The 22,138-nt window shown below is 45.6% G+C and carries 22 protein-coding genes, 1 tRNA gene and 1 pseudogene; 9 read left to right on the forward strand and 15 right to left on the reverse strand.

Annotation, left to right across the window (positions count from 1 at the left end):
* Nucleotides 1–158: 158 nt before the first annotated feature.
* The 5 genes and pseudogenes from QUA02_RS14515 to QUA02_RS14535 all read right to left on the reverse strand — a co-directional run bounded on the left by QUA02_RS14515 (nucleotide 159) and on the right by QUA02_RS14535 (nucleotide 6,754).
* Entirely contained in the window at nucleotides 159–938 is a 780-nt protein-coding gene (locus tag QUA02_RS14515; protein WP_333028761.1) for a photosystem II electron transport protein, Sll1252 family, read from the reverse strand.
* Nucleotides 939–1,176: 238 nt separating this feature from the next.
* Nucleotides 1,177–2,001: an SWIM zinc finger family protein gene (locus QUA02_RS14520; protein WP_333028764.1), complete on the reverse strand. Its 825-nt coding sequence runs from the start codon at nucleotides 1,999–2,001 to the stop codon at nucleotides 1,177–1,179.
* Nucleotides 2,002–2,016: 15 nt separating this feature from the next.
* Entirely contained in the window at nucleotides 2,017–5,307 is a 3,291-nt protein-coding gene (locus tag QUA02_RS14525) for a DEAD/DEAH box helicase (RefSeq protein WP_333028767.1), read from the reverse strand.
* Nucleotides 5,308–5,573: 266 nt separating this feature from the next.
* Nucleotides 5,574–6,088, reverse strand: a pseudogene (locus QUA02_RS14530) (Uma2 family endonuclease).
* A gap of 159 nt (nucleotides 6,089–6,247) precedes the next feature.
* Nucleotides 6,248–6,754, reverse strand: a complete 507-nt coding sequence (locus QUA02_RS14535) for a hypothetical protein (protein WP_333028769.1) — start codon at nucleotides 6,752–6,754, stop codon at nucleotides 6,248–6,250.
* A 290-nt stretch (nucleotides 6,755–7,044) separates the two neighbouring features.
* On the opposite strand from QUA02_RS14535, the gene serA reads away from it, so the two are divergent.
* The 4 genes from serA to QUA02_RS14555 all read left to right on the forward strand — a co-directional run bounded on the left by serA (nucleotide 7,045) and on the right by QUA02_RS14555 (nucleotide 11,585).
* Nucleotides 7,045–8,628, forward strand: a complete 1,584-nt coding sequence (serA, locus tag QUA02_RS14540) for a phosphoglycerate dehydrogenase (protein ID WP_333028772.1) — start codon at nucleotides 7,045–7,047, stop codon at nucleotides 8,626–8,628.
* Between the two features lie 185 nt (nucleotides 8,629–8,813).
* Nucleotides 8,814–9,704, forward strand: a complete 891-nt coding sequence (prmA, locus tag QUA02_RS14545) for a 50S ribosomal protein L11 methyltransferase (protein ID WP_333028773.1) — start codon at nucleotides 8,814–8,816, stop codon at nucleotides 9,702–9,704.
* 172 nt (nucleotides 9,705–9,876) lie between these two features.
* Nucleotides 9,877–10,557: a pentapeptide repeat-containing protein gene (locus QUA02_RS14550; protein WP_333028774.1), complete on the forward strand. Its 681-nt coding sequence runs from the start codon at nucleotides 9,877–9,879 to the stop codon at nucleotides 10,555–10,557.
* Between the two features lie 86 nt (nucleotides 10,558–10,643).
* Nucleotides 10,644–11,585, forward strand: a complete 942-nt coding sequence (locus QUA02_RS14555) for a pentapeptide repeat-containing protein (RefSeq protein ID WP_333028777.1) — start codon at nucleotides 10,644–10,646, stop codon at nucleotides 11,583–11,585.
* Nucleotides 11,586–11,815: 230 nt separating this feature from the next.
* On the opposite strand, the gene QUA02_RS14560 is transcribed toward QUA02_RS14555, so the two are convergent.
* Together QUA02_RS14560 and trxA are read right to left on the reverse strand one after the other, a co-directional pair.
* On the reverse strand, nucleotides 11,816–12,415 hold the full coding sequence (locus tag QUA02_RS14560) for a hypothetical protein (protein ID WP_333028778.1): 600 nt from the start codon (nucleotides 12,413–12,415) through the stop codon (nucleotides 11,816–11,818).
* Between the two features lie 87 nt (nucleotides 12,416–12,502).
* A complete protein-coding gene (gene trxA / locus QUA02_RS14565) occupies nucleotides 12,503–12,820 on the reverse strand; it encodes a thioredoxin (RefSeq protein WP_333028779.1) in 318 nt (105 codons plus the stop codon).
* A gap of 73 nt (nucleotides 12,821–12,893) precedes the next feature.
* On the opposite strand from trxA, the gene fabG reads away from it, so the two are divergent.
* The gene (gene fabG / locus QUA02_RS14570; protein WP_333028782.1) at nucleotides 12,894–13,658 is read left to right on the forward strand and encodes a 3-oxoacyl-[acyl-carrier-protein] reductase; all 765 of its coding nucleotides are present in this window, start codon (nucleotides 12,894–12,896) and stop codon (nucleotides 13,656–13,658) included.
* 82 nt (nucleotides 13,659–13,740) lie between these two features.
* Here the strand turns inward: fabG and QUA02_RS14575 are convergent, their stop codons facing one another.
* The 3 genes from QUA02_RS14575 to QUA02_RS14585 all read right to left on the reverse strand — a co-directional run bounded on the left by QUA02_RS14575 (nucleotide 13,741) and on the right by QUA02_RS14585 (nucleotide 15,783).
* A complete protein-coding gene (locus QUA02_RS14575; RefSeq protein WP_333028784.1) occupies nucleotides 13,741–14,196 on the reverse strand; it encodes an HD domain-containing protein in 456 nt (151 codons plus the stop codon).
* Nucleotides 14,197–14,258: 62 nt separating this feature from the next.
* Nucleotides 14,259–14,687 carry an NUDIX domain-containing protein gene (locus QUA02_RS14580; protein ID WP_333028786.1) on the reverse strand — a complete coding sequence of 143 codons (429 nt, stop codon included), beginning with the start codon at nucleotides 14,685–14,687 and terminating at the stop codon, nucleotides 14,259–14,261.
* Between the two features lie 40 nt (nucleotides 14,688–14,727).
* Entirely contained in the window at nucleotides 14,728–15,783 is a 1,056-nt protein-coding gene (locus QUA02_RS14585; protein ID WP_333028788.1) for an adenylate/guanylate cyclase domain-containing protein, read from the reverse strand.
* A gap of 552 nt (nucleotides 15,784–16,335) precedes the next feature.
* Here QUA02_RS14585 and QUA02_RS14590 point away from each other — a divergent pair.
* The 3 genes from QUA02_RS14590 to QUA02_RS14600 are packed head-to-tail and all read left to right on the forward strand — an operon-like array spanning nucleotide 16,336 to nucleotide 18,114.
* Nucleotides 16,336–17,469: an SAM-dependent methyltransferase gene (locus QUA02_RS14590; protein WP_333028790.1), complete on the forward strand. Its 1,134-nt coding sequence runs from the start codon at nucleotides 16,336–16,338 to the stop codon at nucleotides 17,467–17,469.
* Nucleotides 17,462–17,593 carry a hypothetical protein gene (locus QUA02_RS14595; RefSeq protein WP_333028791.1) on the forward strand — a complete coding sequence of 44 codons (132 nt, stop codon included), beginning with the start codon at nucleotides 17,462–17,464 and terminating at the stop codon, nucleotides 17,591–17,593. Before QUA02_RS14590 ends, QUA02_RS14595 begins: the two co-directional genes overlap by 8 nt.
* Nucleotides 17,563–18,114: a lipoxygenase family protein gene (locus QUA02_RS14600; RefSeq protein WP_333028792.1), complete on the forward strand. Its 552-nt coding sequence runs from the start codon at nucleotides 17,563–17,565 to the stop codon at nucleotides 18,112–18,114. The genes QUA02_RS14595 and QUA02_RS14600 overlap by 31 nt, the downstream gene beginning before the upstream one ends.
* Nucleotides 18,115–18,173: 59 nt before the next feature.
* Here QUA02_RS14600 and QUA02_RS14605 read toward each other — a convergent pair whose 3' ends face one another.
* The 5 genes from QUA02_RS14605 to QUA02_RS14625 all read right to left on the reverse strand — a co-directional run bounded on the left by QUA02_RS14605 (nucleotide 18,174) and on the right by QUA02_RS14625 (nucleotide 21,681).
* A complete protein-coding gene (locus QUA02_RS14605; protein WP_333028793.1) occupies nucleotides 18,174–19,316 on the reverse strand; it encodes a fatty acid desaturase family protein in 1,143 nt (380 codons plus the stop codon).
* A 365-nt stretch (nucleotides 19,317–19,681) separates the two neighbouring features.
* Nucleotides 19,682–20,947: a glutamate-5-semialdehyde dehydrogenase gene (locus QUA02_RS14610; protein ID WP_333028794.1), complete on the reverse strand. Its 1,266-nt coding sequence runs from the start codon at nucleotides 20,945–20,947 to the stop codon at nucleotides 19,682–19,684.
* 4 nt (nucleotides 20,948–20,951) lie between these two features.
* Nucleotides 20,952–21,356: a hypothetical protein gene (locus QUA02_RS14615; RefSeq protein ID WP_332985037.1), complete on the reverse strand. Its 405-nt coding sequence runs from the start codon at nucleotides 21,354–21,356 to the stop codon at nucleotides 20,952–20,954.
* Entirely contained in the window at nucleotides 21,323–21,508 is a 186-nt protein-coding gene (locus tag QUA02_RS14620; protein ID WP_333028796.1) for a hypothetical protein, read from the reverse strand. Before QUA02_RS14620 ends, QUA02_RS14615 begins: the two co-directional genes overlap by 34 nt.
* A gap of 101 nt (nucleotides 21,509–21,609) precedes the next feature.
* Nucleotides 21,610–21,681 (reverse strand) — tRNA-Gly (locus tag QUA02_RS14625).
* 218 nt (nucleotides 21,682–21,899) lie between these two features.
* Between QUA02_RS14625 and QUA02_RS14630 the strand changes: the two genes are divergently transcribed.
* Nucleotides 21,900–22,040 (forward strand): hypothetical protein, encoded by a 141-nt coding sequence (locus QUA02_RS14630; protein ID WP_333028798.1) that lies wholly within the window; start codon nucleotides 21,900–21,902, stop codon nucleotides 22,038–22,040.
* Nucleotides 22,041–22,138: the final 98 nt, after the last annotated feature.

The raw sequence follows: 22,138 nt of genomic DNA on the forward strand, positions 1-22,138 counted from the left end.
TAGCCCGCGGACAAATAATCGCACTCACAAACAAATGAATTTTCCCCAATTTTACCAAGCGCCCAGGACTACCACAGAAACCAAAGAAACCGAGTTTTTCGCAGTTTTTAGGCGGTGTATCCATATTCTCGGAAAAGAATCGGTTTCTGACCTATAAATTACAAATACCGAGTTAACTGGACTCGGTAGCGTTCTTTTTTAGTAACAGCAACTTCCCCAATTTCCAATCTTCCCTTGCCCGTAACAGCGATTAAATCTCCAGACTTGACATTATAACTAGCTTGAGTAACGTCTTTCCAGTTAACTCGCACGTCGCCGCTGTCAATTAAATCGGCCATTTTGCTGCGAGACATTGCGAATCCAGCCGAGGCGACAGCATCCAATCTCATAGATGCTTCAACGGTTGTCATTTCTTTCTTTTTGGGTTCTCTAATTTTGAGTTCGCTCAACTCAATGCGCCGAGTTTTCACAGGCACCGATCGCACTTGCTGCAAACTCATCTCCAAATACTCTACCATCTCCGGCATGACAATGGCTTGCGCGCCGCGTTCTCCCAAAACAATCACATCGCCAGTTTTCTCCCGGACAATTCCCGTACCCAACATCGCCCCCAAAAAGTCGCGGTGACTGGCGGTGTCGAACAAGAAATTGCCAGCAATCTCCACCGCAGCAATACTAACCGCTTCAGAGTCGATCGCAATTTCCGATCGGGCGATCGCAATTCTTTGCCTTTCAGCCTGCGGATACCCGCCCCAAGCCACCAACTCCACATCGCTTAAACGATTAAATACAACCTTAGCATCCGCCAATTCAGGAGGCGACATAAAATCAGTCAGAGTAACATCCCAAGTTTTGATAGCTTGTTCGGCGCAGTCAATCACTCGCGCCACACATTCGCGGTTTTCGATGCCTTTTAACAGTTCTTCTCTTTGTAACATCAGTTAATGCTAGATTCTAATTTGAAATTGCCAAAGCTTGCTGTAACTAAAAAGTCTACTTTTTTAACAGTCACACTACTTTAATTATAGTCTAAAATCATCAAATACCGTTCTTATGATTTTAGTTGCTGATAAAGCTGATATGATGAGCACGATTATTGTACCAAATCTATGAAGTCTTCGAGTTCAAGTTTTTGCAAGAGCTCGATCGAGTATGGCAGCAAAATTGTCCACCCAACTACTTATTTTTCTTCACCCGCAAATACAGCTCTTCCATCGCCTCAATAAACGAACCATCCTTGTGCCAAAACTGTGGAAAATCTCCCTGTTTCTTCACCACGATCGCACTTACGACACTTGGCGGTGCCACCTCAATCGTCTGCGGTAATCGCTTCGCACCATGCCAAAACTCTTTCAGGCTGACTGTTTGCGCCTCACTGGCGATCGCCTGCGTGTAATAGGAATCCACCGCCACAGGGGCCGCTGCATCAGCCGTTAACTCGGCAGAAAGCGCCATTCCCAAAGGCGTTTTTGCTAGTTCGCGGTGCAGCACTTCCTTAGAAAGCCCCCGTAATTCAAACAGTAAAAATGGATCTTTGTCCAATTCGGCCGCCACCAAATAATAAACTCCGGCAATATGTTTGCAGGGATTGCTATAGTCTGGGCAAGAGCAAGTAGTTTTAAAGTCCTCGCGGCTGCTGGGTAAAAGGTGCAATCCGAGGGGTGAGAAAGCATTTTCAATATTGTCGGGCATTTCGTTGAGCAGCAGCCGAGAAATGAAGCTGGCTTTTGATGCCATTTGGGCGATCGCCACTTTCCACTTTGCCTGACTAATCGGCTCAAACTCAATTTTAGTTTTGTACAGAGGCTCCTTATAAACCCCAAAATAAGGATTAACCGAGCCCCTTACTTCTGCCATCACTAAGCCATCATTAATCTTAAAGCTTTTTACCTTGTCATTCCGTGCATAGGAACGTCCCCGTCCGAGCCGCCCAGAATCTGTAAATCTTTCTAACGCATCGATAAATTTATTGCCCCACCAAGTCCGAGTAAATTGTGACATATTTTTTGGCTTCTCCTAATCTAGAACCGCATTTTTATTGAGCCTAATTAATTTCTTAAATGCCTCATTATCCAACTCTGTCAACCACGATTCATCAGCACCAATAATTGACCCTGCCAATTTCTTTTTGTCTTCAATCATTTGGTCAATCTTTTCTTCCAAAGTGCCAATCGCCACAAACTTATGCACAAACACATTTTTTTGCTGTCCGATCCGAAACGCCCGATCCGTCGCCTGATCTTCCACTGCCGGATTCCACCAGCGATCGAAATGGAAGACGTGATTGGCTTTTGTCAGTGTAATTCCCACGCCGCCGGCCTTCAGTGACAGAATAAATACCGAAGGTTCAGACTCTGGATCTTGAAACTCTGAAATCATCCGTTCCCGTTTTTCGCGACTGGTTCCCCCGTGGATGTAGTAAGTGTTGTAATGTAGCGTTTGTTTAATGTATTTTTCCAACGCGCTTCCCAGTTCTGTAAACTGCGTAAATACCAATAAACTTTCGCCTTCTGCTTTGACTTCCTCAATCATCTCGATCAGCCGTTCCAGTTTGTGCGATCGCTCTGGTGTAAACTCACTTTCATCTTGCAAAAACTGGCGCGGATGGTTACAAATTTGCTTCAGCTTCAGCAGTGTTGCCAAAATCATCCCCTTGCGCTTCATCCCTTCCGTCGCGTCAATTTCTTGTTCTACCTCTTTCACAATCGCTTCATAAAGCGAAGCTTGCTCGCGGGTGAGATTGCAGTAGAGCTTTTGCTCAACTTTGTCGGGGAGATCCTGAATAATTGACTTATCGGTTTTCAGGCGTCGGAGAATAAAGGGTTCCACTAATTTTTTGAGCGCTGCCGATTGCGTGCGACTCCCATTTTTTTGAATCGGGATCTCAAACAACTTCCGAAACTGTGCCTCTTTGCCCAGATAGCCCGGATTGAGGAAATTAAAAATTGACCATAAATCCAACAATCGATTTTCCACGGGTGTTCCAGTCAGCGCCAACCGATGGGTAGCAGGCAACTTTAAGATCGCCTTTGTTTGCGCCGCTTTCGGATTTTTAATATTCTGCGCTTCATCAATTACTAAGCGATGCCACGCTACGCTGCTCAACAGTTTCTCGTCTTTGCGCGCCAAGGTAAAGGAAGTGATCAACATATCGCAACCTTGGACGGCGGCTTTAAATGCTTTGGCATCTTGCAAACGTTGAGGGCCGTGGTGAATCAGCGATCGCAATTCTGGAGCAAATTTTTCCATTTCCTTTTGCCAGTTACCAACTACGGATGTGGGCGCAATTAGCAGCGTGGGTAGAACCGAAGGTGCGATCGCTTTTTCGGTATTTTTTTCGGTCTCTTTTGTAGTAGATAAAACTTCCCGCTCTTGCAATAATCGAGCAATTACCTGCGCGGATTTACCCAAACCCATATCATCGGCAAGACAGCCATTTAATCCCAAACTTTCCAAATAACTCAACCAAGAAACACCGCGCTTTTGGTAATCCCGTAACTTGCCATGAAACTGTGCTGGATCTGCAATTAACTCTAACCGACTCTTATCGTTCAGCTTCTCCAACATATCCGATAAAGCCCGATCGCGCTCCACCTCTAACTCTTCACTAGCTTCTCCTTCTGCCGTCAACTTCATAAAGTCAATCAGGCTTAAATCGGGGTTTTCTTGGCGATGTTTTTTCCAAAACTCCAACATCTCCTGCATCTTGTCTTTGTCCAGTTCCATCCATTGTCCTCGGAACTGCACCAGCGGTGTTTTGCTATTTACTAACGCCTGCCATTCTTGTTCGCTAACCCGTTCACCCCCGATCGCCAATTCATATTGATATTCCACCAAGGAATCCGCCGAAAATAATCCCTTGCCCTTGATTGCAGCGCTTTTGCTGCCCTTTCCTTTGACTTGCAGGCGAATCTTTGCCCGCTGTCGTCCCTTCGGCGTCCACCAAGCGGGGACAATCACTTTGTATCCGGCATCTTCTAATACCCAAGCGGACTCGCTGAGAAAGGTGAAAGCATCATCTAAGCTGAGGGAAATGTTAGCAGGTTTGTCGGTTTCTAGCCCTTGCCAAAGCTGGGGATAAATGCGCGCCGCGTAGCCGAGATTTGTCAGCAAATGTTGCTCGAAGTTGTCGCCGAATTGTGTTTGCAACTGTTTTTGTTGAGTCGATCGCGATCGCCAATAATCCTGCAACGGCATCCGCAGAGACGGGTCTTTTTTCGCAGCCACCTGAAACTCTAAAACCCAATGTTGTTCGGGGTTTTCGGGGGATTGTAGTTGAAAGCAGAGGGAGAATGAGTCAGCAGATTGATTGCGCGTAATGCGATCGCGCCAGGTTTGCCATTGCCGGTATTGTTCAAGGCTTACTCGCGCGATTTTTCGTGTTTGGTTGAGGCAGATTTGGAGTAAAGAATCCGCAATCTTATTTTCAAACGATGCTGGGATGGGGGTTTGAGTGACAATTTCCGCGATCGCACACTCGGAAAAATGCCGCAGCAACCGTTCGCGATCGTAGAACTTTGGTGTATCTTGTAGCTGGATCTTCCGAAAACCGGACACACAAACTAAAGGCATCCATTCAACATAGCGTTGTAAATCAGTTTCGTACTGTGTTGAAACAATTTCCCATCCCGCATAAATCTCAAAGCTGGGTGCAATTTTGGCAGGTATTTTTGGAGTTTTTGCAGTTGTTTTGGTTTTTGTCTCGCCCGCTTTCTTGCGCCCGCGCGTGGCTTTCTCAGCGGGTTCGGATGTTTCGATGGGTGCGATCGCGATCGGAGCAGTTTCTCGATAGCGCAACGCCGGAATATAATGATCTTTCAGAACAATTTGCTTAAAAATTTGGGTGTAGTGATACCAAAATAGCAAGTCTGAACCAAACTGAACTTCTGCTAAATCGTAGAGGGCAAAAAAATGCAGATCGTTTAATACTTTAGTCAAAGTGTGGGTGGCGATGGACACACAGTCAACTTGCCAATACTCCAACTCAAATGTTTCGGGTAACTCTGTCTCTAAATATCGCGCTAGTTCTAAAGAGGGCAACGGCTGGTTGTCGGCAGTGGGCAGTAAAAAATACCGAGGGACGATCGCGTATTCTCGCCCCATCGCACTTGTATTGCTGACTGGTGGCAGTTGAATCCCGGCTTCTTTCGTTAGAAACTCTCTTAACTGTGCCGTCTCCAATTGTCGGGGATGAACCTTAGCCGGCTGTTTTTTCTTTTCAGTGGTTTCAACCCAAATATAAAACGTTCCAGGTTGAACAAAATTCTCTTCTGTTTGAGGAATCCAAGTCCCGTGGAGGATTTTCATAGGTCATACCAAACGCAACCTTTGGCAGCCTATCATATCATCAATGAGTGGGAAAAGATAAGACGGCGGTTGAAACCCCTGCTATACAAACGATGTCCGCCTCCGCGGACTAAAGACAATAACGTAATTTTACCGCGCTATCTTTAACCCGCGTCGGCGGGTTTTGCTTGTGGAGAAGCGGTTTCAACCGCCGAGTCTTCTTTAACCGGCGTGGGCAGGTTTTGCTTGTGTAGATGCGGTTTCAACTGCCGAGTCTTCTTACAAATTTAGAAAATATCTGTTAAATCCAACACAAAACCGGGTAGTACATCTTCACCGGACAGAGTTGCAGGTTCATCTAAAATTTCTACTTCTCTACCTTGACGGGAGATTTCTACTTTTCTATTTTTGCGATCGAGCAACCATCCCAACCTCGCTCCATTTTTCACATACACTTTCATTTTAGCCCGCAATTTTTCTAATGAATCGCTAGCCGATCGCAATTCACCACAAAATCGGGACAAATCGGCGCAAATTTCTTTTTTTTTTCAGCAGTTAAAGCATCCCACCTGTCGCGGCGCACCCAAGCAGCATCGGGAGAAATATCTGTACCGTCGGGCAGTTTAAATCCAGTTGAAGAATCAAAAGCAATTCCCAAATGCTTATTTGGTCTGCTCCCTGATTGAAGTTGATAGGATAAGTCAATGTTGAAATTACCTGTCTCGCTACCTGTAGGCGGCATAATAATCAATCCTCCACTAGCAGTCCGTTCAAATCTCAACTCCCGGTTGTCTAGACACAACTAAAAAAACTGCTCGTCTGTTAATTCGAGTGTTAATTCTAGGGGATAATTGAGGGCGATAGTTTGTGATTCCATAACTGCCTCCAAATATTACACGAGTAAAATGTCAACAGTTAACAGTTAACCGTTAACCGTAAACAGTTGACAGTCAACAAATAACTAAGTCTCTGTATAACCTTGGATATTTTCTGGTTCAAACTGCTGCAAAATACTCGCAGCTTTCCCTGTCAAATCATCAGTACCCTTAACCGCAATCAAAAACTTACCAGCATTCAAACGGTTGCGGTAGGGCAAAGCATCACCGCTACCAAAAGCCATGCCCCCAGCACCTCCCACAAACACACTACCCATCGCAGCGGCGATCGCACCTAATACACCACCGATCGCGTGATCGCCAATTTCCCCCGCCCACGCAAAAGTCTTCAACTCAGTCATCAGACTGAAAGTAACGCCAGCAATAAAGCCAAAAGGTATCAGCCAAACAGCCATAAGTTTAGCTTGTTTCTTCGCTTGCTGGTTGGGGTCGATCAAGCCAAATTCATCAGCAGTTTTGTAGCCGCGGCCCAAAATACTTACCTGTTTCATCGGTAAGCCTTCTTTTTCTAGAGCACAATAGGCAGCTTCGGCTTGCATTCGATCGGGCAGTACGGCAATAAGATAATTCATTAAACACAATTCCTGATAGTTCGGCTGATATACCTAAACTTTATTATAACCCGAAAAGACATACTAGCTATGCAGTTCGGGGATTTTAAGACGGTTTGAGAGTCCGATCGCCCCGAAACCTAAAATATTTCAAGCAAAAACGGCCGGTCAAGACCGAATGCGGATACAATTCAAACTGCACAAAGACCAGCTTAAGCCCAGCAGTAAGATACTGCTCCAAGTTTAAGCCTCAACTTTGGGCTCGCCCCGCACTGCGGCCTATTTTTACTGATTCCACTCAATTGCTTGCTATGCCTAAAGTTCTAGTATCCGATCCGATCGACCAAGCCGGAATTGACATCCTCTCCCAAGTCGCGCAAGTTGACGTAAACACAGGGCTCTCAGCCGAAGAACTGGTACGAATTATTCCAGATTACGACGCTTTAATGATCCGTTCTGGCACCCAAGTTACCAAAGAAATCATAGAAGCGGGCAACTTACTCAAAATCATCGGCAGAGCCGGCGTCGGCGTAGATAATGTCGATGTACCCGCCGCTACCCGCAAAGGAATTGTAGTCGTCAATTCCCCCGAAGGCAACACGATCGCCGCAGCCGAACACGCGATCGCCATGATGCTCTCGATGTCTCGCCACATCCCGGAAGCCAACGCATCCGTCAAAGGTGGTAAATGGGAACGCAACCGCTTCATCGGCGTAGAAGTTTACAAAAAAACCCTCGGTATCGTCGGTTTGGGCAAAATCGGCTCGCACCTCGCCGCCGCAGCCAAAGCAATGGGCATGAAACTCCTAGCCTACGACCCCTTCATCTCCACCGAAAGAGCCGAACAGTTGGGCTGTCGGTTGGTAGAACTCGAATTGCTGATGCGCGAATCCGACTACATTACCCTGCACATCCCCAAAACCCCCGAGACCCTGCACTTAATTAACGCTGAGGTGCTGTCGAAGATGAAGCCCACGGCCCGCATCATTAACTGTGCCAGAGGTGGCATCATCGACGAAGCAGCCCTGGCAGAAGCCATAAAAGAAGGGAAGATTGCCGGCGCCGCGATCGACGTTTACGAACACGAGCCCCTCGAAGCAGATTCTCCCCTGCGGACTGTCGGCCAGAACATCGTGCTGACACCCCACTTGGGAGCATCCACAGCCGAAGCTCAGGTGAATGTGGCGATCGACGTTGCCGAACAAATCCGCGATGTACTCTTAGGATTGCCCGCGCGATCGGCTGTCAACATACCGGGAATTTACCCAGACTCGATCGAAAAACTCAAACCCTACCTGCAACTCGCCGAAACCCTCGGCAACCTCGTCAGCCAGCTAGCCGGAGGCCGAGTCGATTACCTCAACGTTCAACTGCAAGGCGAATTGGCCAGCAACCAAAGCCAGCCCGTAGTCGTCGCCGCCCTCAAAGGCCTGCTCTCCCAAGCCCTGCGAGAGCGCGTTAACTACGTCAACGCCAGCATTGAAGCCAAAGAACGCGGAATTCGCGTCGTCGAAACCAGAGACGCCTCGATTCGCGACTATACCGGTTCCCTGCACCTCTCGGCCAAGGGAACTCTCGGCGAACACACAGTCACGGGTGCAGTGCTCGGCGAAAGCGAAATTCGGATTACCAGCGTTGACGATTTCCCGGTCAACGTTTCCCCCACTCACCATATGCTGTTTACCCTGCACCGCGATATGCCGGGGATTATCGGCAAAATTGGTTCCCAATTGGGCAGTTTTAATGTCAATATTGCCAGTATGCAAGTGGGCCGTAAAATCGTGCGAGGCGATGCGGTGATGGTTTTGAGCCTCGATGACCCTCTACCAGAAGGGATACTGGCCGAGATCCTAAAAGTTCCGGGAATTCGGGATGCTTACACGGTAAATCTTTGACGGATTTTGGAGTTTAGATTTTGGATGCAAGGACTGATAATTGGTAATGGGTCATTGGTCATTGGTAATGGGCAAGACAACTGGGAATTTTTCTATTAGTCAATCCTCATTCTTCACTCCCCAGTTCCCAGTCTCCAGTTCCCCTGGGCCAATCTAAAATCTAAAATCTAAAATCTAAAATTGTTATGGCACATAGCTGGTGGGAAATTAGAATTCTTTGCGATCCGGCGCTGGAAGATATCATCTTTTGGCGTCTGGAACGGTTTAGCTGTCGGGGAACTGCTACTGAACTCAAAAGCAATTCCTGTCTGATGTCGGCTTATTTGCCCGAAGAACAGGCAGGATTGCTTGATTTGGCCGCTCTTTCTCTGTGGCTGCGCCAAGATGCTTTGTGTGCAGGTTTGCCCGTACCTGCGATGCAGTGGGATTTGATTGAAGAGGAAGACTGGGGCAGCACTTGGAAGCAGCACTGGCAGCCTCAAGAAGTGGGCGATCGCTTTTTAATTAATCCGGCTTGGCTGCCTCCACCGACTGATACCGATCGCGTAATCTTGCGTTTAGATCCCGGTGTCGCTTTCGGTACCGGTGCTCACGCCACCACTCAGCTTTGTCTGGAGTCGCTGGAAATGCGCCTCGGTTTTGACGACAAAGAATATGTACTTGCCGATATTGGCTGCGGATCGGGTATTTTGTCGATCGGCGCTGTGTTGTTGGGCGCTACAAAAGTTTATGCTTTGGATACAGATCCTTTGGCAGTGCGATCGACCATTAGCAACAGACAACTCAACCGCGTTAATTCTCACCAGTTGGTTGCAGAACTCGGCAGTATCGATCGTTTGAAAGAAATGGTAGATGAGCCGATCGACGGTTTTATGTGCAATATTTTAGCAGAAGTAATCATCGATTTAATCCCGCAATTCACTTCAATTAGCAAACCGACTACTTGGGCAGTGCTCAGCGGCATTTTGCTCGATCAAGCTAAGCCAATTGCCGATACTCTCGAACAGCACGGCTGGATTGTAGCTACTTTGTGGAAGCGCCAAGATTGGTGCTGTTTTAATATTCGGCGCAGTTAGCGTTTTTAGATTTGATAGTTGAGATTTTAGGACAGTTGTATTCATTCTGAGCCATCTGGATTACTTGGTATGCGATCTGGTTCAACCTATCGCACAGCTTGATATATTTATTGATAAAAAGTAGAAGTAATCGCGCTACTATCAAAGTATAAACAGCTTGAATAAGAAAGCTATGGACGTTGAAGAACTATATAGACGTTACGCTGCGGGAGAGAGAGATTTCCCTGGAGTTGATTTAAGTCATGCTAACTTCAACGTTGCTAACGTGACATACATCGAAGACCTCCAACCAGGTCAAAATGACTTGAGTGGTATCAATCTCAGCGGTGCTAACTTGACTAGAGCCAATCTAAGTTATGTTACTCTCAGCGCTGCTAACTTAAGCGATGTTAAACTTTATAGCGCCAAGCTAGCTGAAGCTGACCTATCGGGGGCAAATCTCAGCAATTCTAATTTATTTTCTGCCGAATTAGGTCGAATCGATCTAAGTGGAGCAGACTTAAGCGGAGCAATCTTGGATTGTACCGACTTAGAATATGCCAACTTAACTAGAGCTAACCTCAGTGGGGCAAGTATAGGTGAAGCTATGTTGCAAGGAATTGACTTGAGCGGTTCTAATTTGAGCAATGCTAATTTCGCAGAGAGCGCTCTTTGCGATGCTAATTTAACAGGGGCTTGCTTAAGAGATACCACATTCTACGAGCCTTTGCTAGTGGGAGCTAATCTAACAAATGTAGACTTAAGTGAAGCTATTATCGATTTAGAGCTAGCTAATATTAAGAGAATTCGGGGCGCAATTTTGTGTAATACAACTATGCCAGATGGCAGTATTAGGAATGACCATTGCCAGTGAGCTTGCCATAACCAAGAATTAATTTGATATGAGCAAACGGGCGACGCTCGGCTAAGATCGATTTAAACTGATTCAAAATCAAAGTTATGGACACTGAAGAATTACTGAGACGATATGCTAATGGAGAGAGAGATTTTACTGGGATCGATCTGACCAATGTTGATTTAACTGCCATTAACTTAAGTCACGCTAATTTTACAGAGTCTAACTTGAGAAATATCAACTTGCTTAATGCCAATCTAAGTCATACCAATTTCTCAAATTCAGGCTGGGAAGAAAGCAATCTGCGAGGGGTGAATTTGAGAGGAGCTAACTTAGAAGGTATTGTGATGAGAGATATTATTTTAGAGAACGCTGATTTAACTGATATTAACTTGAGCAATGCTGAACTCAATGAAGTTTACCTCATGGGTGCTAATCTAACTGGTGCCAACTTGAGTAATGCTTCTTTGTATATTGTGAGTCTTGCCTCTGCTAACTTGGAGCAAGCTATATTCCGCAATACTACTCTTGATGAAGTTAGTTTTGAGCCTCCAAATCGACGATATATAGAAGTTCGTAAATTGCTCGAACAGTACGCTGCTGGGGAGAGAAATTTTGCGGGAATTAAGGTTAATAACACTGCCCTGAGCGGGGTTGACCTAAGTGGAATCAATTTGAGCAAAGCCCACCTTATGACTCTCAATTTGAGCAATGCCAATTTGAGTAATGCTCACTTGCAAGGAGCTACAATGCTTGGTACTAACCTAAGTGGCGCGAATCTGAGCGGGGCTAATCTAAGAAATGCCGACCTCAGCGGTGCGAATCTGAGAAAAGCTAATCTGAACGATGCCGACTTAAGAGATGCTATTTTGAGTGGTGCTGATTTGACCGAGGCTGACTGCGAGAGAACCAAAACTGAAAATGTTATTTTGGTGGCAACCAACCTGACAGGTGTCAAAGGTTTTGGCAGTATGATGGGAGCTTTTGTCTGCAAAACCATTGAACCAGGAGGGGAATTCGTAGAGGGGCCTGATTGGGTTGAGTAATAAGCCATGAATGCAATGTTATACTAAGTAATTTGTAGGGTGCGTCAGCTAGGATAATTCAATTCACAAGCAATCAGATATTGGCTGACGCACCTTACAGAAGTTGGGTAAGATAGTAAGTAATTGCAACAGAACAATTAAGATATAGAAATTATATTAACTTTGTAGTAAGGACTTGAGTTTTTCTTCAGACCACGAGAGAGGGCTAAAGTCCGCACTACTAACCAATTTTATCGCGGTCGCTCGACAGCAGATGATATTAGAGAACGAACGTAAAAAGAGACAGAGCCCATTAAGTACAAACCATTCACCAAAATCAACAATATCTTACCAATAGAAGACTGAACAAAACCAAAAACATAATAACTCGATAACATCACCAACAACATTTCGACGAAAGAAACAATTGAGCCGTAGTGATTCCGATCCCAATAAGAAATCGGACTGATAAAACGGTAATTGCTGAACGGAAAAAAGTGTCGGTGAGCGTCGTCATTATGAACTGGCAAATCTCCCAGAGAGTGCAAAATCATGCTAATAAACAGAATTTGCACGCTTTGCCAGCCAAAGTAATAAGCAATTAGCCAGCCAATAACCGCCAGAGGGATAGAATGAAACAAAGCCACAATATCTTGTACAAAAGGCTCATAATATGCTTTTGACCAAATTGTAGCTGGGGGCAAGCGAGCAATGTATTTCGCCCAAAAGTAAAATAAAAATATCGGAATATCCGGCAATATTCCGCCGATCGCAATAATTAGATTAGCTTGCGGCAGTTGCCGTTTGCCGAGAAGTGCGAGATTGATAATAGCGTGGCTGGGAGTCTTCATCAGTAGGGTGCGTCAACTAGGATTATTTTATTTATAATTAATCAGATATTGGCTGACGCACCCTACGTGTGAGATAATTGGCTCGTGCTACAAGAAAGGTTGCAGTCGATCGATCAACTGCGCCGGTTGCATAACTCCCTCAATGCGATCGACCTCAGCGCCCTTTTTGAACAGCACCAAAGTCGGCAAAGCATAAATGTGATACTGCGAGGCCAACTGTTCGTACTTATCGGTGTCAATTTTGACAACCATCAGCTTTTCCTTCATCTGACCGCTGACTTGCTCCAAAATCGGTGCCATCATCTGACAAGGCCCGCACCAAGTAGCGTAAAAATCTACCAACACCGGCAAGTCAGAGCCCGATAGTAACTCCTCAAAACTGCTGAACTGTTTTTGAACTGCCATAAGACAAAATAATTTTTTGGGTTCTGGCTCGATTTTAGTGCAAAATTCTCTGGTAGATTGCGAGGATACAATTATGGAATTATTACCAGAGACTTTTCAGAGATTGCGGGGTCAAGTTGCTGTCGTGACCGGTGCATCGCGGGGAATCGGCCGCGCCGTTGCTTTAGCCCTAGCCGCAGAGGGCGCTAAAGTCGCCGTCAACTATGCCAGTTCGAGTGCTGCTGCTGATGAGGTGGTAGCAGAAATAGTCGCTGCTGGAGGAGAAGCTGTGGCGCTTGCAGCAGATGTCTCGAAAACTGACCAAGTAGATTCACTCACCAGTAATGTCATGGAAAAATGGGGGCGGATTGACATTTTGGTGAACAATGCCGGCATTACTCGCGATACTTTGCTGCTGCGGATGAAGTTGGAAGATTGGCAAGCTGTGATTGATTTGAATTTAACCGGCGTGTTTTTGTGTGCGAAAGCTGCGAGTAAAATCATGCTGAAGCAGCGAAGCGGCCGAATTATTAATATTGCTTCGGTTGCTGGGCAAATGGGCAATCCCGGACAAGCTAATTACAGTGCGGCGAAAGCTGGGGTAATTGGATTTACTAAAACTGTGGCGAAGGAGTTGGCGAGTCGCGGGATTACTGTGAATGCTGTTGCACCGGGTTTTATCACTACAGATATGACTAAGGATGTCAAATCTGATGAGATTTTGAAGTATATTCCGCTGGGGAGATACGGGGAAGTTGAGGAAGTTGCGGGGATGGTAAAGTTTTTGGCGGCAGATGCGGCAGCGGCTTATATTACGGGGCAAGTTTTTAATGTGGATGGGGGGATGGTGATGGCTTAGGATTTGGGAATTTTTTTAACCGCAGATATCGCACAGGCAAGATGCCTGTGCCACGATGAACGCGGATATTTGCGGTTAATAATTATTTTAAGGCGGCACGCAACTGACTGAGGACTTTTTTGTATTTGGCAATGCGTTGAAAATCTGCCTCTGTCGGATTGGCGATGCGACGCAGATCGAGATTATGAGTAACATCAGCGATTTTGACTCGCAGTGCGATCGGGTTGGCAATCACACGTTCTAAATAAGTTGCATACGCTTCTCCTTCTATTTTGGTAATCGCCTCGATCGCCGAAACTATAACTTCAGGAAAACCTTCGCTTCTGAGTTGATCGAGTGTAAGTTCAGAATCTTCGACTGCATCGTGTAGAACCGCTACGATTTTCTGCTCTAGAGAATTTACATTTTCCATCACGAATAGCGGATGATCGAGATAGGGGTTGCCTGCCTTATCAACCTGCCCCTCATGAGCTTTTGCGGCGATCGCGATCGCCCGTTGCAGTAATGATTCGTAATCTAAATTCGTATTTGACAACATAGTAAAGAAGTTCTCTCTTAAAGTTTCAGTCCCATCGCGGGGAAAAGGTAGTCTGGGAGTTTTTATTTTAAATATTCCTGCAACAATTTCCAAGCCATTTGAGTACCTTCCCCTGCGTTGACTTTTTCAAAGTCTACATCTTTTCTCAAAACTACCAAACCCACACCTTCTTTGATTTCTATTTTATCACGATCGCTAACTCTAGCCAAAAAAAGGTGGTTATTTTGTAAAACTTTTCTATCATTTTGAGTTTTTTGGTGAGTGAAACTTGTGATAAACTCCATTCTGTAAAAATTGGTTGTGAGGCTAGTTTCTTCCTCCATTTCTCGCACTGCTGCCTGCTGTGGACTTTCTCCAATGTCCACGCCACCACCAAAAGTAGAAAGCATTCCTTGACTGGCAATACCTGGAATATTATCTCGCAGTTGTGCCCCAATCTGACCGTTGGGGAGCATGAGAAAAATGCGAACTATTGACTGAGGAATATTCATCTTATCGAGGGAATAACAAAACTCAAAAAAGTTGCTCTCTCTATAGTTTTATAATTTTAATCCAAATTTTCCTAATCCAATTGTACGCCGCAGCATACAAAGCCAACAATTTATTGACAAAACTTTGCCAAATAGAACATTGCCTTACCTCAGAAACTTCTTCGATTTCCACGGGCAGCGGCGGCATCCCGACTACTTCATAGAGCGGATATTCGCCGCTTTTCCCCGGAATTTCAACTAATACGCATTGATTGACGATCGCCAATTCCTTGACTTCCTGATAAGTCTCCTCGGAAATCAATAAACTCGTTCCCACTTGCTTGTTAGCAGCCTCGATCCGGCTGGCAAAATTCACCGCATCCCCGATCGCCGTCACTGTCTGATTTTTAGACGCCCCCAAATTCCCCACAACCACCCACCCGCAGTGAATGCCAATCCCAATCCGCAACCGATGACGGTATAAAGTCTCAAAATAGGGATTGAGTTTCTCTAGTTCCTCCAGCATTTCCACCCCAGCCCTCACTGCTTGTTCCGCAGCCTTGTCGGGATTTTCCAACCCAAACAGCGCCATTAAACCGTCACCCATATAATTATTAATCATCCCCCCATTCCGATTGATCGCAAAACCCATTTTTTGGAAATAGCGATTTAAAACATAGATTACGTCGTAAGGCAGCAGCGATTCTGCAAACGGCGTAAATCCTCGAATATCCGCAAACAAAATCGCAATTTTTTTCTCTTGCCCCACAGGAGGAGAAATTGACTTTCCCGCCATTTGGTCGGTAAATGATTCCAAGTCTTCAGAATCGATCGCCAATCGGCGCAAAATCACCTTGCCGCCAGCAATCTGCGTCTGACAAGCCAGCCTAATTTCCGGTTCTAAACGCAACTTTTTGGCAAGTTCCTCTTCCGGCGAAGTGCGCGGAGAGCAAAATTCCAAACCTTCGACAATCAATACCCGGCAAGTCGAACACCGGCCGGTACCGCCGCAGATGTGGGTGTGCGGAATGCCCGCACGCAGGGAAGCTTCGAGGATTATATTGTCGTCGTCTACCTCGATCGTGCGATCGTCCGGCAGATAGTGAATCTGTGGCATATGTGGCGCGTCTAGCTAATTAGCGAGGAATCTCGCGGACATCTGTTATTGCAGCGAACCTGTATGCAAACCCGGTTTCTCGGCATTTTTTATGTATCCCCTGATTCCTTAACTATAAATCGCGATCGGCATTTGCTTCTCGTTTCGTCAGCTCAACCGCCCAACTGACACCAGTTTAAAAAAAGAATGCAACTCTAGGCAATAGTCCAACTCTTAGCTCATCAGTCATTGCCAATTCTCAAATCTAAAATGGTATAAATGAGCACTAAAATCGCCATTGCACCGTGAAAATACCCCATTCAAGCTGTGGAGTTAATCTCAAATCTCAAATCTCAAATCTCAAATGGACTGACATAATTCTTAATAAAATTAAGATCGCCCAAAGCCCGATAAATCCGTTATCAAATCCCCTTCAACGACGATATATTTTTATGATTTTGCGGAGTTTTGCGGTGCCAACCTTACTTGGCAATAGTTTCAGCTTTTTGGATCTCTAACAACCAGCCAATTTTGGTGAGATAGAATAGCAGCATCTTTAAAACCAGTATAACCATGAGTTCATCAACAGCCCTACAAAACATCGAAAAGCACATTCCCATCGTGGGAGACGTGCATACCAAAAGTCCGATCGCCTACCGAGCAACCCGCCTCGCAGTCAGTACAGTTAACGCCGTGCAAATGGCAGTAGCAGAGTCTTACATCAACGGATTAGAAGTACCGGATTCAGTATTGCGATCGCTTTTTGATACCTGTATGCCCGTCTTTTTTAAGCATTTCCCGTCCCTGCTTGCACCCTACGAATGGGTACTAACAGAAACAGACCATACAGCCGAAGGGCCGCGGGATTTAATGAAAATTCAGTACGACTTGCCTCAAGCCATGCTGAATCCCATGTTAGGCGACAGCAAACTCATTTATCCTAAATACAGCATGGGATTGTGGGAAAAAGGAGCCGCCAACCTTGAACAATCGCAAATGCAGATGATTGATGATGCGATCGAGAAGCTAGACATTCAGGATGGCGATAGAATTTTAGACTTTGGCTGCGGGTGGGGTTGCGTTCCCAATTACATTCTTTCCAAATTCCCCAATGTCACCTTTACGGGGATTAATTTGAGCCACCACCAATGCGAGTATATGCGTCAGAAGATGCAAGACCCCGAAAGCTACCTCAGTTCCGGTCGATTTACCCTATATGAAGGCGATTTGAACGACGCCAACTTCGAGACCAAATTCGACAAAATTCTCTCCATCGGAGTTTTTTGTCATGTAGGTAATTTAACGAAGGCTTTCCAAAAGCTGGCATCTTTCCTGAAGGATAACGGCAAAGTTTTCATTCACATCATCACAGTTCGCACCCCCAACAATATATCCAGCGTTTTCACCCACAAATACATTTTTCCCCACGGCCGTTACTGGAAATACGATGCAGTTCCCAGCCACAATAAAGAACTCAAGACCATTCAAAGATGGTATCTCAACGGATACAATTACTCCACAACCTTTGCTAACTGGCTGAAAAACTTTGACGATTCTCAGGCAATAGTCAAAGATTTAGACTACGGCATCGACTATGCCAAATTTCGGCGAATATGGCGATTTTACTTGATTTGGTTTGTGGCTAATTTCGCGAGTTGCGACGGTGAATATAACGGCAACGGTCAATATTTAATGACTCATGCCTAACCGCTATGGATTGCTGCTGTGGGATGCGATCGAAACCTTTGTCTCCGGCTATCTCAAACACTTTTACCCGACGAAAGAGGCATCGCAGAAGATGTGGAACTGCAAACCTGGGCACAAGAATTAGCCTCTGAGAACGGCGGTAAAGTCAAAGGAATGCCAAGCAAAATCGACACAGTTGAACAATTAATTAAAATTGTCACAACTGTAATTTTCACCTGCGGCCCGCAGCATTCAGCCGTCAATTTTCCCCAGTACGAATACATGGCTTTTGCCGCCAATATGCCCTTGGCAGCCTACCGGGACATTCCCAAAATTACCGCTTCTGGCCATCTCGAAGTGATTACAGAAAAGGACATTTTACAGTTGCTTCCTCCGTACAAACGAGCGGCTGACCAACTGCAAGTTATGTTTCTTTTGTCAGCTTATCGATATGACCGTTTGGGTTATTACGATAAATCTTTTCGGGAACTCTACCAGATGAGTTTCGATGAATTTTTTGCGGAAACGCCGATCGAATTTTTAGCCAGCCAGTTTCAGCAAAATTTGAATATGGCTGAACAGAAGATTGATGCCAACAATCAAAAACGAGTAATCCCTTACTTTTCTCTCAAGCCTTCGTTGGTGCTAAATAGCATCAGTATGTAGAATTAAAAATTCAGCACAATATCTCAATGTAGGGTGCGCAGTGCGCACCTTACTCTGTATTAGCCGTTTTTGTATTCTTCAGCGATCGAGCAATTCACCGACCTTATACCAGAGGAATCCGTGAAGGTGACTTCATCTTGATAATGCCGGGGTGTTTGCATCAGCAACCGCCAAGCGTCGCCAGCATCGATTAAATTCAGGCGACCGGGATAGTGAATTTTTAACAACTCTTGCACCATCGGATAATAGTCTGAGTTGATGCTGGGGAAAATATGATGCTCTGTGTGGTAAGAAAAATTTAAGTGCAGCAGGTCAAATATTTTAGGAACCCGCAGCGACATACTATTAATCAGCGGGTCATTAATACTGGTCATCCGACAGCCCATGTGATTGGTGAAGATGTAAAACATTGCGCCTGCATGACCAATTGCGATCGGCAAAAAGTAGGCGAGGGCTATTTTGAGCGGATGAAAATTTAGGTAGAACAAAATGCTGGCATGAATTCCTAAAATTCCCACACATTCAAAGGCGATAGTCAATCTATCTTTATGACTAACTGTAAAGGCAGCCGGTACGTAATCGACAGATTTATCGTTAAAGAATAGTACCGAGGTGAGATTGCGGAAATTATGCACTAACCACGAACCGGCCATCCCGACAATTAACCACAGCGGATTGACTTCTACCGACGGTACAAATAGATTTTGAATCCATTTTCCCCAAGTATCGGGCTGCTGGTACAGGTAATTGCGATCGGGGTCTGCTAAGGAATTGGTGTTATTGTGGTGTACTAGGTTGTGCAGATTTTTCCACTGAGTAGGCGGCATGAACAGCATACTTAGTCCCAAAAAGGCGATCGGATAAGTGAGGCGCGACTTTTTCTGAACGCTGCCGTGCATCAAATCGTGGGAGCTAAATAGCAAAACTATGATACTATTGCCCATGATGACGGCTAGAGGTAAGTAAAGCCATAAAAGATACACGGGCCAGCGATCGAGATTAGCCGCAATTCCCCATCCTAACAATAAAATCCCCAGATTGATGAGCAGTATCGCTAACTTGCTTGAATTGGGTTCAAAGGCATCTGATGGCAGCAGCGGACGCAATTTCTTAACATATACCGAGTGGTGAATTAGGGTTTCTTCGCCTAAATTCGGTGTTACAGTCTTGTCTAGAGTATTGAGTGTTTTTTCGGATTTCATATTGCCATTAAGAGTATTTTGATGCCACTGAATAACTTTCTACAGTTAATTATATCCGGTTTTGAACGAGTTTAATATTTAGGAAAAATCAGTCCTATCAAATCCGGTGGCATCGGAATTAATATTATCCACAGTCAGGACACGCCAGTGCCGTTTGCCTACAATTAATCGGGCTATAGTTACATATCTGGCGATCGCTCATGATTATTTTGGGGTAGGGAAACGGCACTGCCGTGTCCGACCTTGCTTGTTTGTGTGTCTTTAAAAATTGCTCAAACAGTGTTTTATAAATAACTCTTAAAAGCTGACGCATCGATAATACGATCGCACTTTTAACTTGGGTCTAATCCCAATAACAAATAACATTAAAAAAGTCCGTTTCCCTGAACAATTTCTTTAATTGTAGTCAGCGTATCTAACCCGATCAATCCTCGACGATAACCTTTTTGATTAGACATTCCCAAAAATATCGCATCTCCCCGATTTTGATAGCGCCAAAACCGAGGCGAGGCATTAATAAAAGTAGAGGCGCTGTTGACATCCAGAGCAAATTGGCGGCTTTCTAAGTAAGATTCCGTCGCTATGCAGTCAGCGTGGCCGCTGCTGTAGCGATTGATCCAGCCGATCGCAATTTCCAAGCTATCAACAACTTTAAACGCTATGGTTTTGTTTAAATACGGTTGAGTCCACTCGTAGGGTTCCGCCAGCTTCAATTCTGGGAAATCTGCCACGAGTTCGGCGTCTCCGCTAATTTGAAAGCCTTTTTCTTTTAAACTGTTCCACAGCCTAACTAAGGAAGATGGCTTTTGGTTGCGATCTATCAACACTTTCTCGATCGCATTCACCGGATCGGGCACGCTTTGATGGCTGTCCAAAATCATCCACCTCGCCATCTCCAAACTACCAGTAGGCGACCAATAAAGATAACAATTCCCCATTGCCGATCGCAATACCGGTGCTGTGCACAGCCTTACCACCTGCTGCACCAAACTCGGTCTGCCGTAGGGAATAATTAAATTGAGATATTGGTCTTGAGTCACTAAATCCCGGATGGAAGCGCCCCGATCGGGTGGCAGTACCTGCAAACATCCTGACGGCAAACCGACATCATCGATCGCCGAATGTAAAGCTTCTCCAATTACAGCATTAGTTTGCCAGCTTTCGCTACCGCCTTTGAGAATCAAACTGTTAGCGCTTTTGAGACACAAACCGGCTGCTATCGCCCCCAACTCGGGAAACGCCTCATAAATTAGGGCGATCGCCCCCAGCGGTAGCGACTGACAGTATACTTGACAGCGATCGACCTGATAAGAAGCATTAATCACCCTGCCGATCGGATCTGGCATTTCTCCCAATCGCTGAAGAATTTGCACAGTTGTCTTGATCCGTTCCGGCGTCAGCTTCAGCCACTCCACAATCAACTCAGGAATCGCCATGTCGCGACTCGCTTCTAGATCCAGAGTATTTGCTTCTAAAATGTCATTTTGCCGGCGTTTCAGCGCCTGCGCCATCGCCTGCAAACCAGCAGCGCGATCCGTGCTCTTTGTCGCCGCCAACTCCAAAGAAGCAAGATTTGCGCGGCGGGCGACATTTGCCCCATCTGATGAATGGCTAAAATCCTCTATTATCATCTAACTAACGCCTGTAAGCCAGCCATACCATCAGCGCCGGCAGCATTGCTAGCAGCACTGCCACCATTGCCCACAGAATAACATTCGGGCCCGACGAGTGCAGCGCCAGGGGCAACCAAATCACTAGCGGCACCAAAATCATCCCCAGGGCCATTGGCAAATAGTGGGCCTTCAAACCCGGATGCGCTCTGTTCCACTGTTGCCCCGTCCATCGCCAAGCCTGCTTGTAAGGATAGTTCGTTGATAGTTGCTCGATGACGTGTCCGCTTTCGTCCAATACAAATATTTGCTGACAGCGGTTGCAGCCAAAGGCTTCTGTCAGCGTTATGGGCACGAGACGGCCCCGGCGCCGGCAAGGGCACGGGTACTCATCGTTTAAGTCAATCTTTGGAGCTTTTTGGGATGGCACGGGCGATCGGATAAAAAAAGCGTTTTTGCAAAAATAATCGTTAACATATCCACTATTATCAAACTTGTCAATTCTGCCCGATCGAGGGTTTTTACTGCCTGTTCCGAGCGATCGGGCGATCGGCAATTTTGACTTACAAGTTCTGCAATCAAGTTTACCACTAACTTAGGTATTTTCAACCACCGTTAGGAGTATAACGAAAACTTTCTCGATCTACTTTCGGGTTTTATCGATTTTTTTCTTGATTTTTTAAAGCGGGTGACGCGATTCGAACGCGCGACATTCACCTTGGCAAGGTGACGCTCTACCACTGAGCCACACCCGCATTTCCTGCGGTCTTAACTATACTGTCTTAATTCTCGGAATTTGTCAAGTCTTTTTTGTAAGTTTTTTTCAGAAAGCCTGTAAAAGCGCCCCAACACCACTCTGGGCATGAAATTGCAGCATCCCGATTATTAACAAAATCAGTAATTGCAGCGCATTTGACCGTCATCCGCCAAATGCAAAGCTACAATCAAGCTGCAATTGTGGGAGAACACTGCCATGTCAGACTTAAATCGCGGAATCATGAAATTCAAAGGAGCTGACAGCCCGATCGCGATCGCCATTTCGGCGACCGTCATTGCTGGCGGAATCGGCTTCCTGATCTGGTGGGCGCTGCAATCAGCCTACACCTTCAGCTAACAGACTACTCAAACCTAAAAATTAGAAATCATTGCTCAGAAGGCAGAATTTAAGAAAAATTCTGTCTTTTGCATTTTTTTTGCCCTTAGTCTTGAGTT

This window comes from Microcoleus pseudofavosus SVA1_A4 (assembly GCF_036700565.1).
In the GTDB taxonomy this organism is placed as follows: domain Bacteria; phylum Cyanobacteriota; class Cyanobacteriia; order Cyanobacteriales; family Microcoleaceae; genus Microcoleus.

What these genes read in the sequence shown, in the direction of transcription:
- QUA02_RS14515 (WP_333028761.1), bottom strand. Translation starts at nt 938, where the DNA reads ATGTTACAAAGAGAAGAACTGTTAAAAGGCATCGAAAACCGCGAATGT.
- QUA02_RS14520 (WP_333028764.1), bottom strand. Translation starts at nt 2,001, where the DNA reads ATGTCACAATTTACTCGGACTTGGTGGGGCAATAAATTTATCGATGCG.
- QUA02_RS14525 (WP_333028767.1), bottom strand. Translation starts at nt 5,307, where the DNA reads ATGAAAATCCTCCACGGGACTTGGATTCCTCAAACAGAAGAGAATTTT.
- QUA02_RS14535 (WP_333028769.1), bottom strand. Translation starts at nt 6,754, where the DNA reads ATGAATTATCTTATTGCCGTACTGCCCGATCGAATGCAAGCCGAAGCT.
- serA (WP_333028772.1), top strand. Translation starts at nt 7,045, where the DNA reads ATGCCTAAAGTTCTAGTATCCGATCCGATCGACCAAGCCGGAATTGAC.
- prmA (WP_333028773.1), top strand. Translation starts at nt 8,814, where the DNA reads ATGGCACATAGCTGGTGGGAAATTAGAATTCTTTGCGATCCGGCGCTG.
- QUA02_RS14550 (WP_333028774.1), top strand. Translation starts at nt 9,877, where the DNA reads ATGGACGTTGAAGAACTATATAGACGTTACGCTGCGGGAGAGAGAGAT.
- QUA02_RS14555 (WP_333028777.1), top strand. Translation starts at nt 10,644, where the DNA reads ATGGACACTGAAGAATTACTGAGACGATATGCTAATGGAGAGAGAGAT.
- QUA02_RS14560 (WP_333028778.1), bottom strand. Translation starts at nt 12,415, where the DNA reads ATGAAGACTCCCAGCCACGCTATTATCAATCTCGCACTTCTCGGCAAA.
- trxA (WP_333028779.1), bottom strand. Translation starts at nt 12,820, where the DNA reads ATGGCAGTTCAAAAACAGTTCAGCAGTTTTGAGGAGTTACTATCGGGC.
- fabG (WP_333028782.1), top strand. Translation starts at nt 12,894, where the DNA reads ATGGAATTATTACCAGAGACTTTTCAGAGATTGCGGGGTCAAGTTGCT.
- QUA02_RS14575 (WP_333028784.1), bottom strand. Translation starts at nt 14,196, where the DNA reads ATGTTGTCAAATACGAATTTAGATTACGAATCATTACTGCAACGGGCG.
- QUA02_RS14580 (WP_333028786.1), bottom strand. Translation starts at nt 14,687, where the DNA reads ATGAATATTCCTCAGTCAATAGTTCGCATTTTTCTCATGCTCCCCAAC.
- QUA02_RS14585 (WP_333028788.1), bottom strand. Translation starts at nt 15,783, where the DNA reads ATGCCACAGATTCACTATCTGCCGGACGATCGCACGATCGAGGTAGAC.
- QUA02_RS14590 (WP_333028790.1), top strand. Translation starts at nt 16,336, where the DNA reads ATGAGTTCATCAACAGCCCTACAAAACATCGAAAAGCACATTCCCATC.
- QUA02_RS14595 (WP_333028791.1), top strand. Translation starts at nt 17,462, where the DNA reads ATGCCTAACCGCTATGGATTGCTGCTGTGGGATGCGATCGAAACCTTT.
- QUA02_RS14605 (WP_333028793.1), bottom strand. Translation starts at nt 19,316, where the DNA reads ATGAAATCCGAAAAAACACTCAATACTCTAGACAAGACTGTAACACCG.
- QUA02_RS14610 (WP_333028794.1), bottom strand. Translation starts at nt 20,947, where the DNA reads ATGATAATAGAGGATTTTAGCCATTCATCAGATGGGGCAAATGTCGCC.
- QUA02_RS14630 (WP_333028798.1), top strand. Translation starts at nt 21,900, where the DNA reads ATGTCAGACTTAAATCGCGGAATCATGAAATTCAAAGGAGCTGACAGC.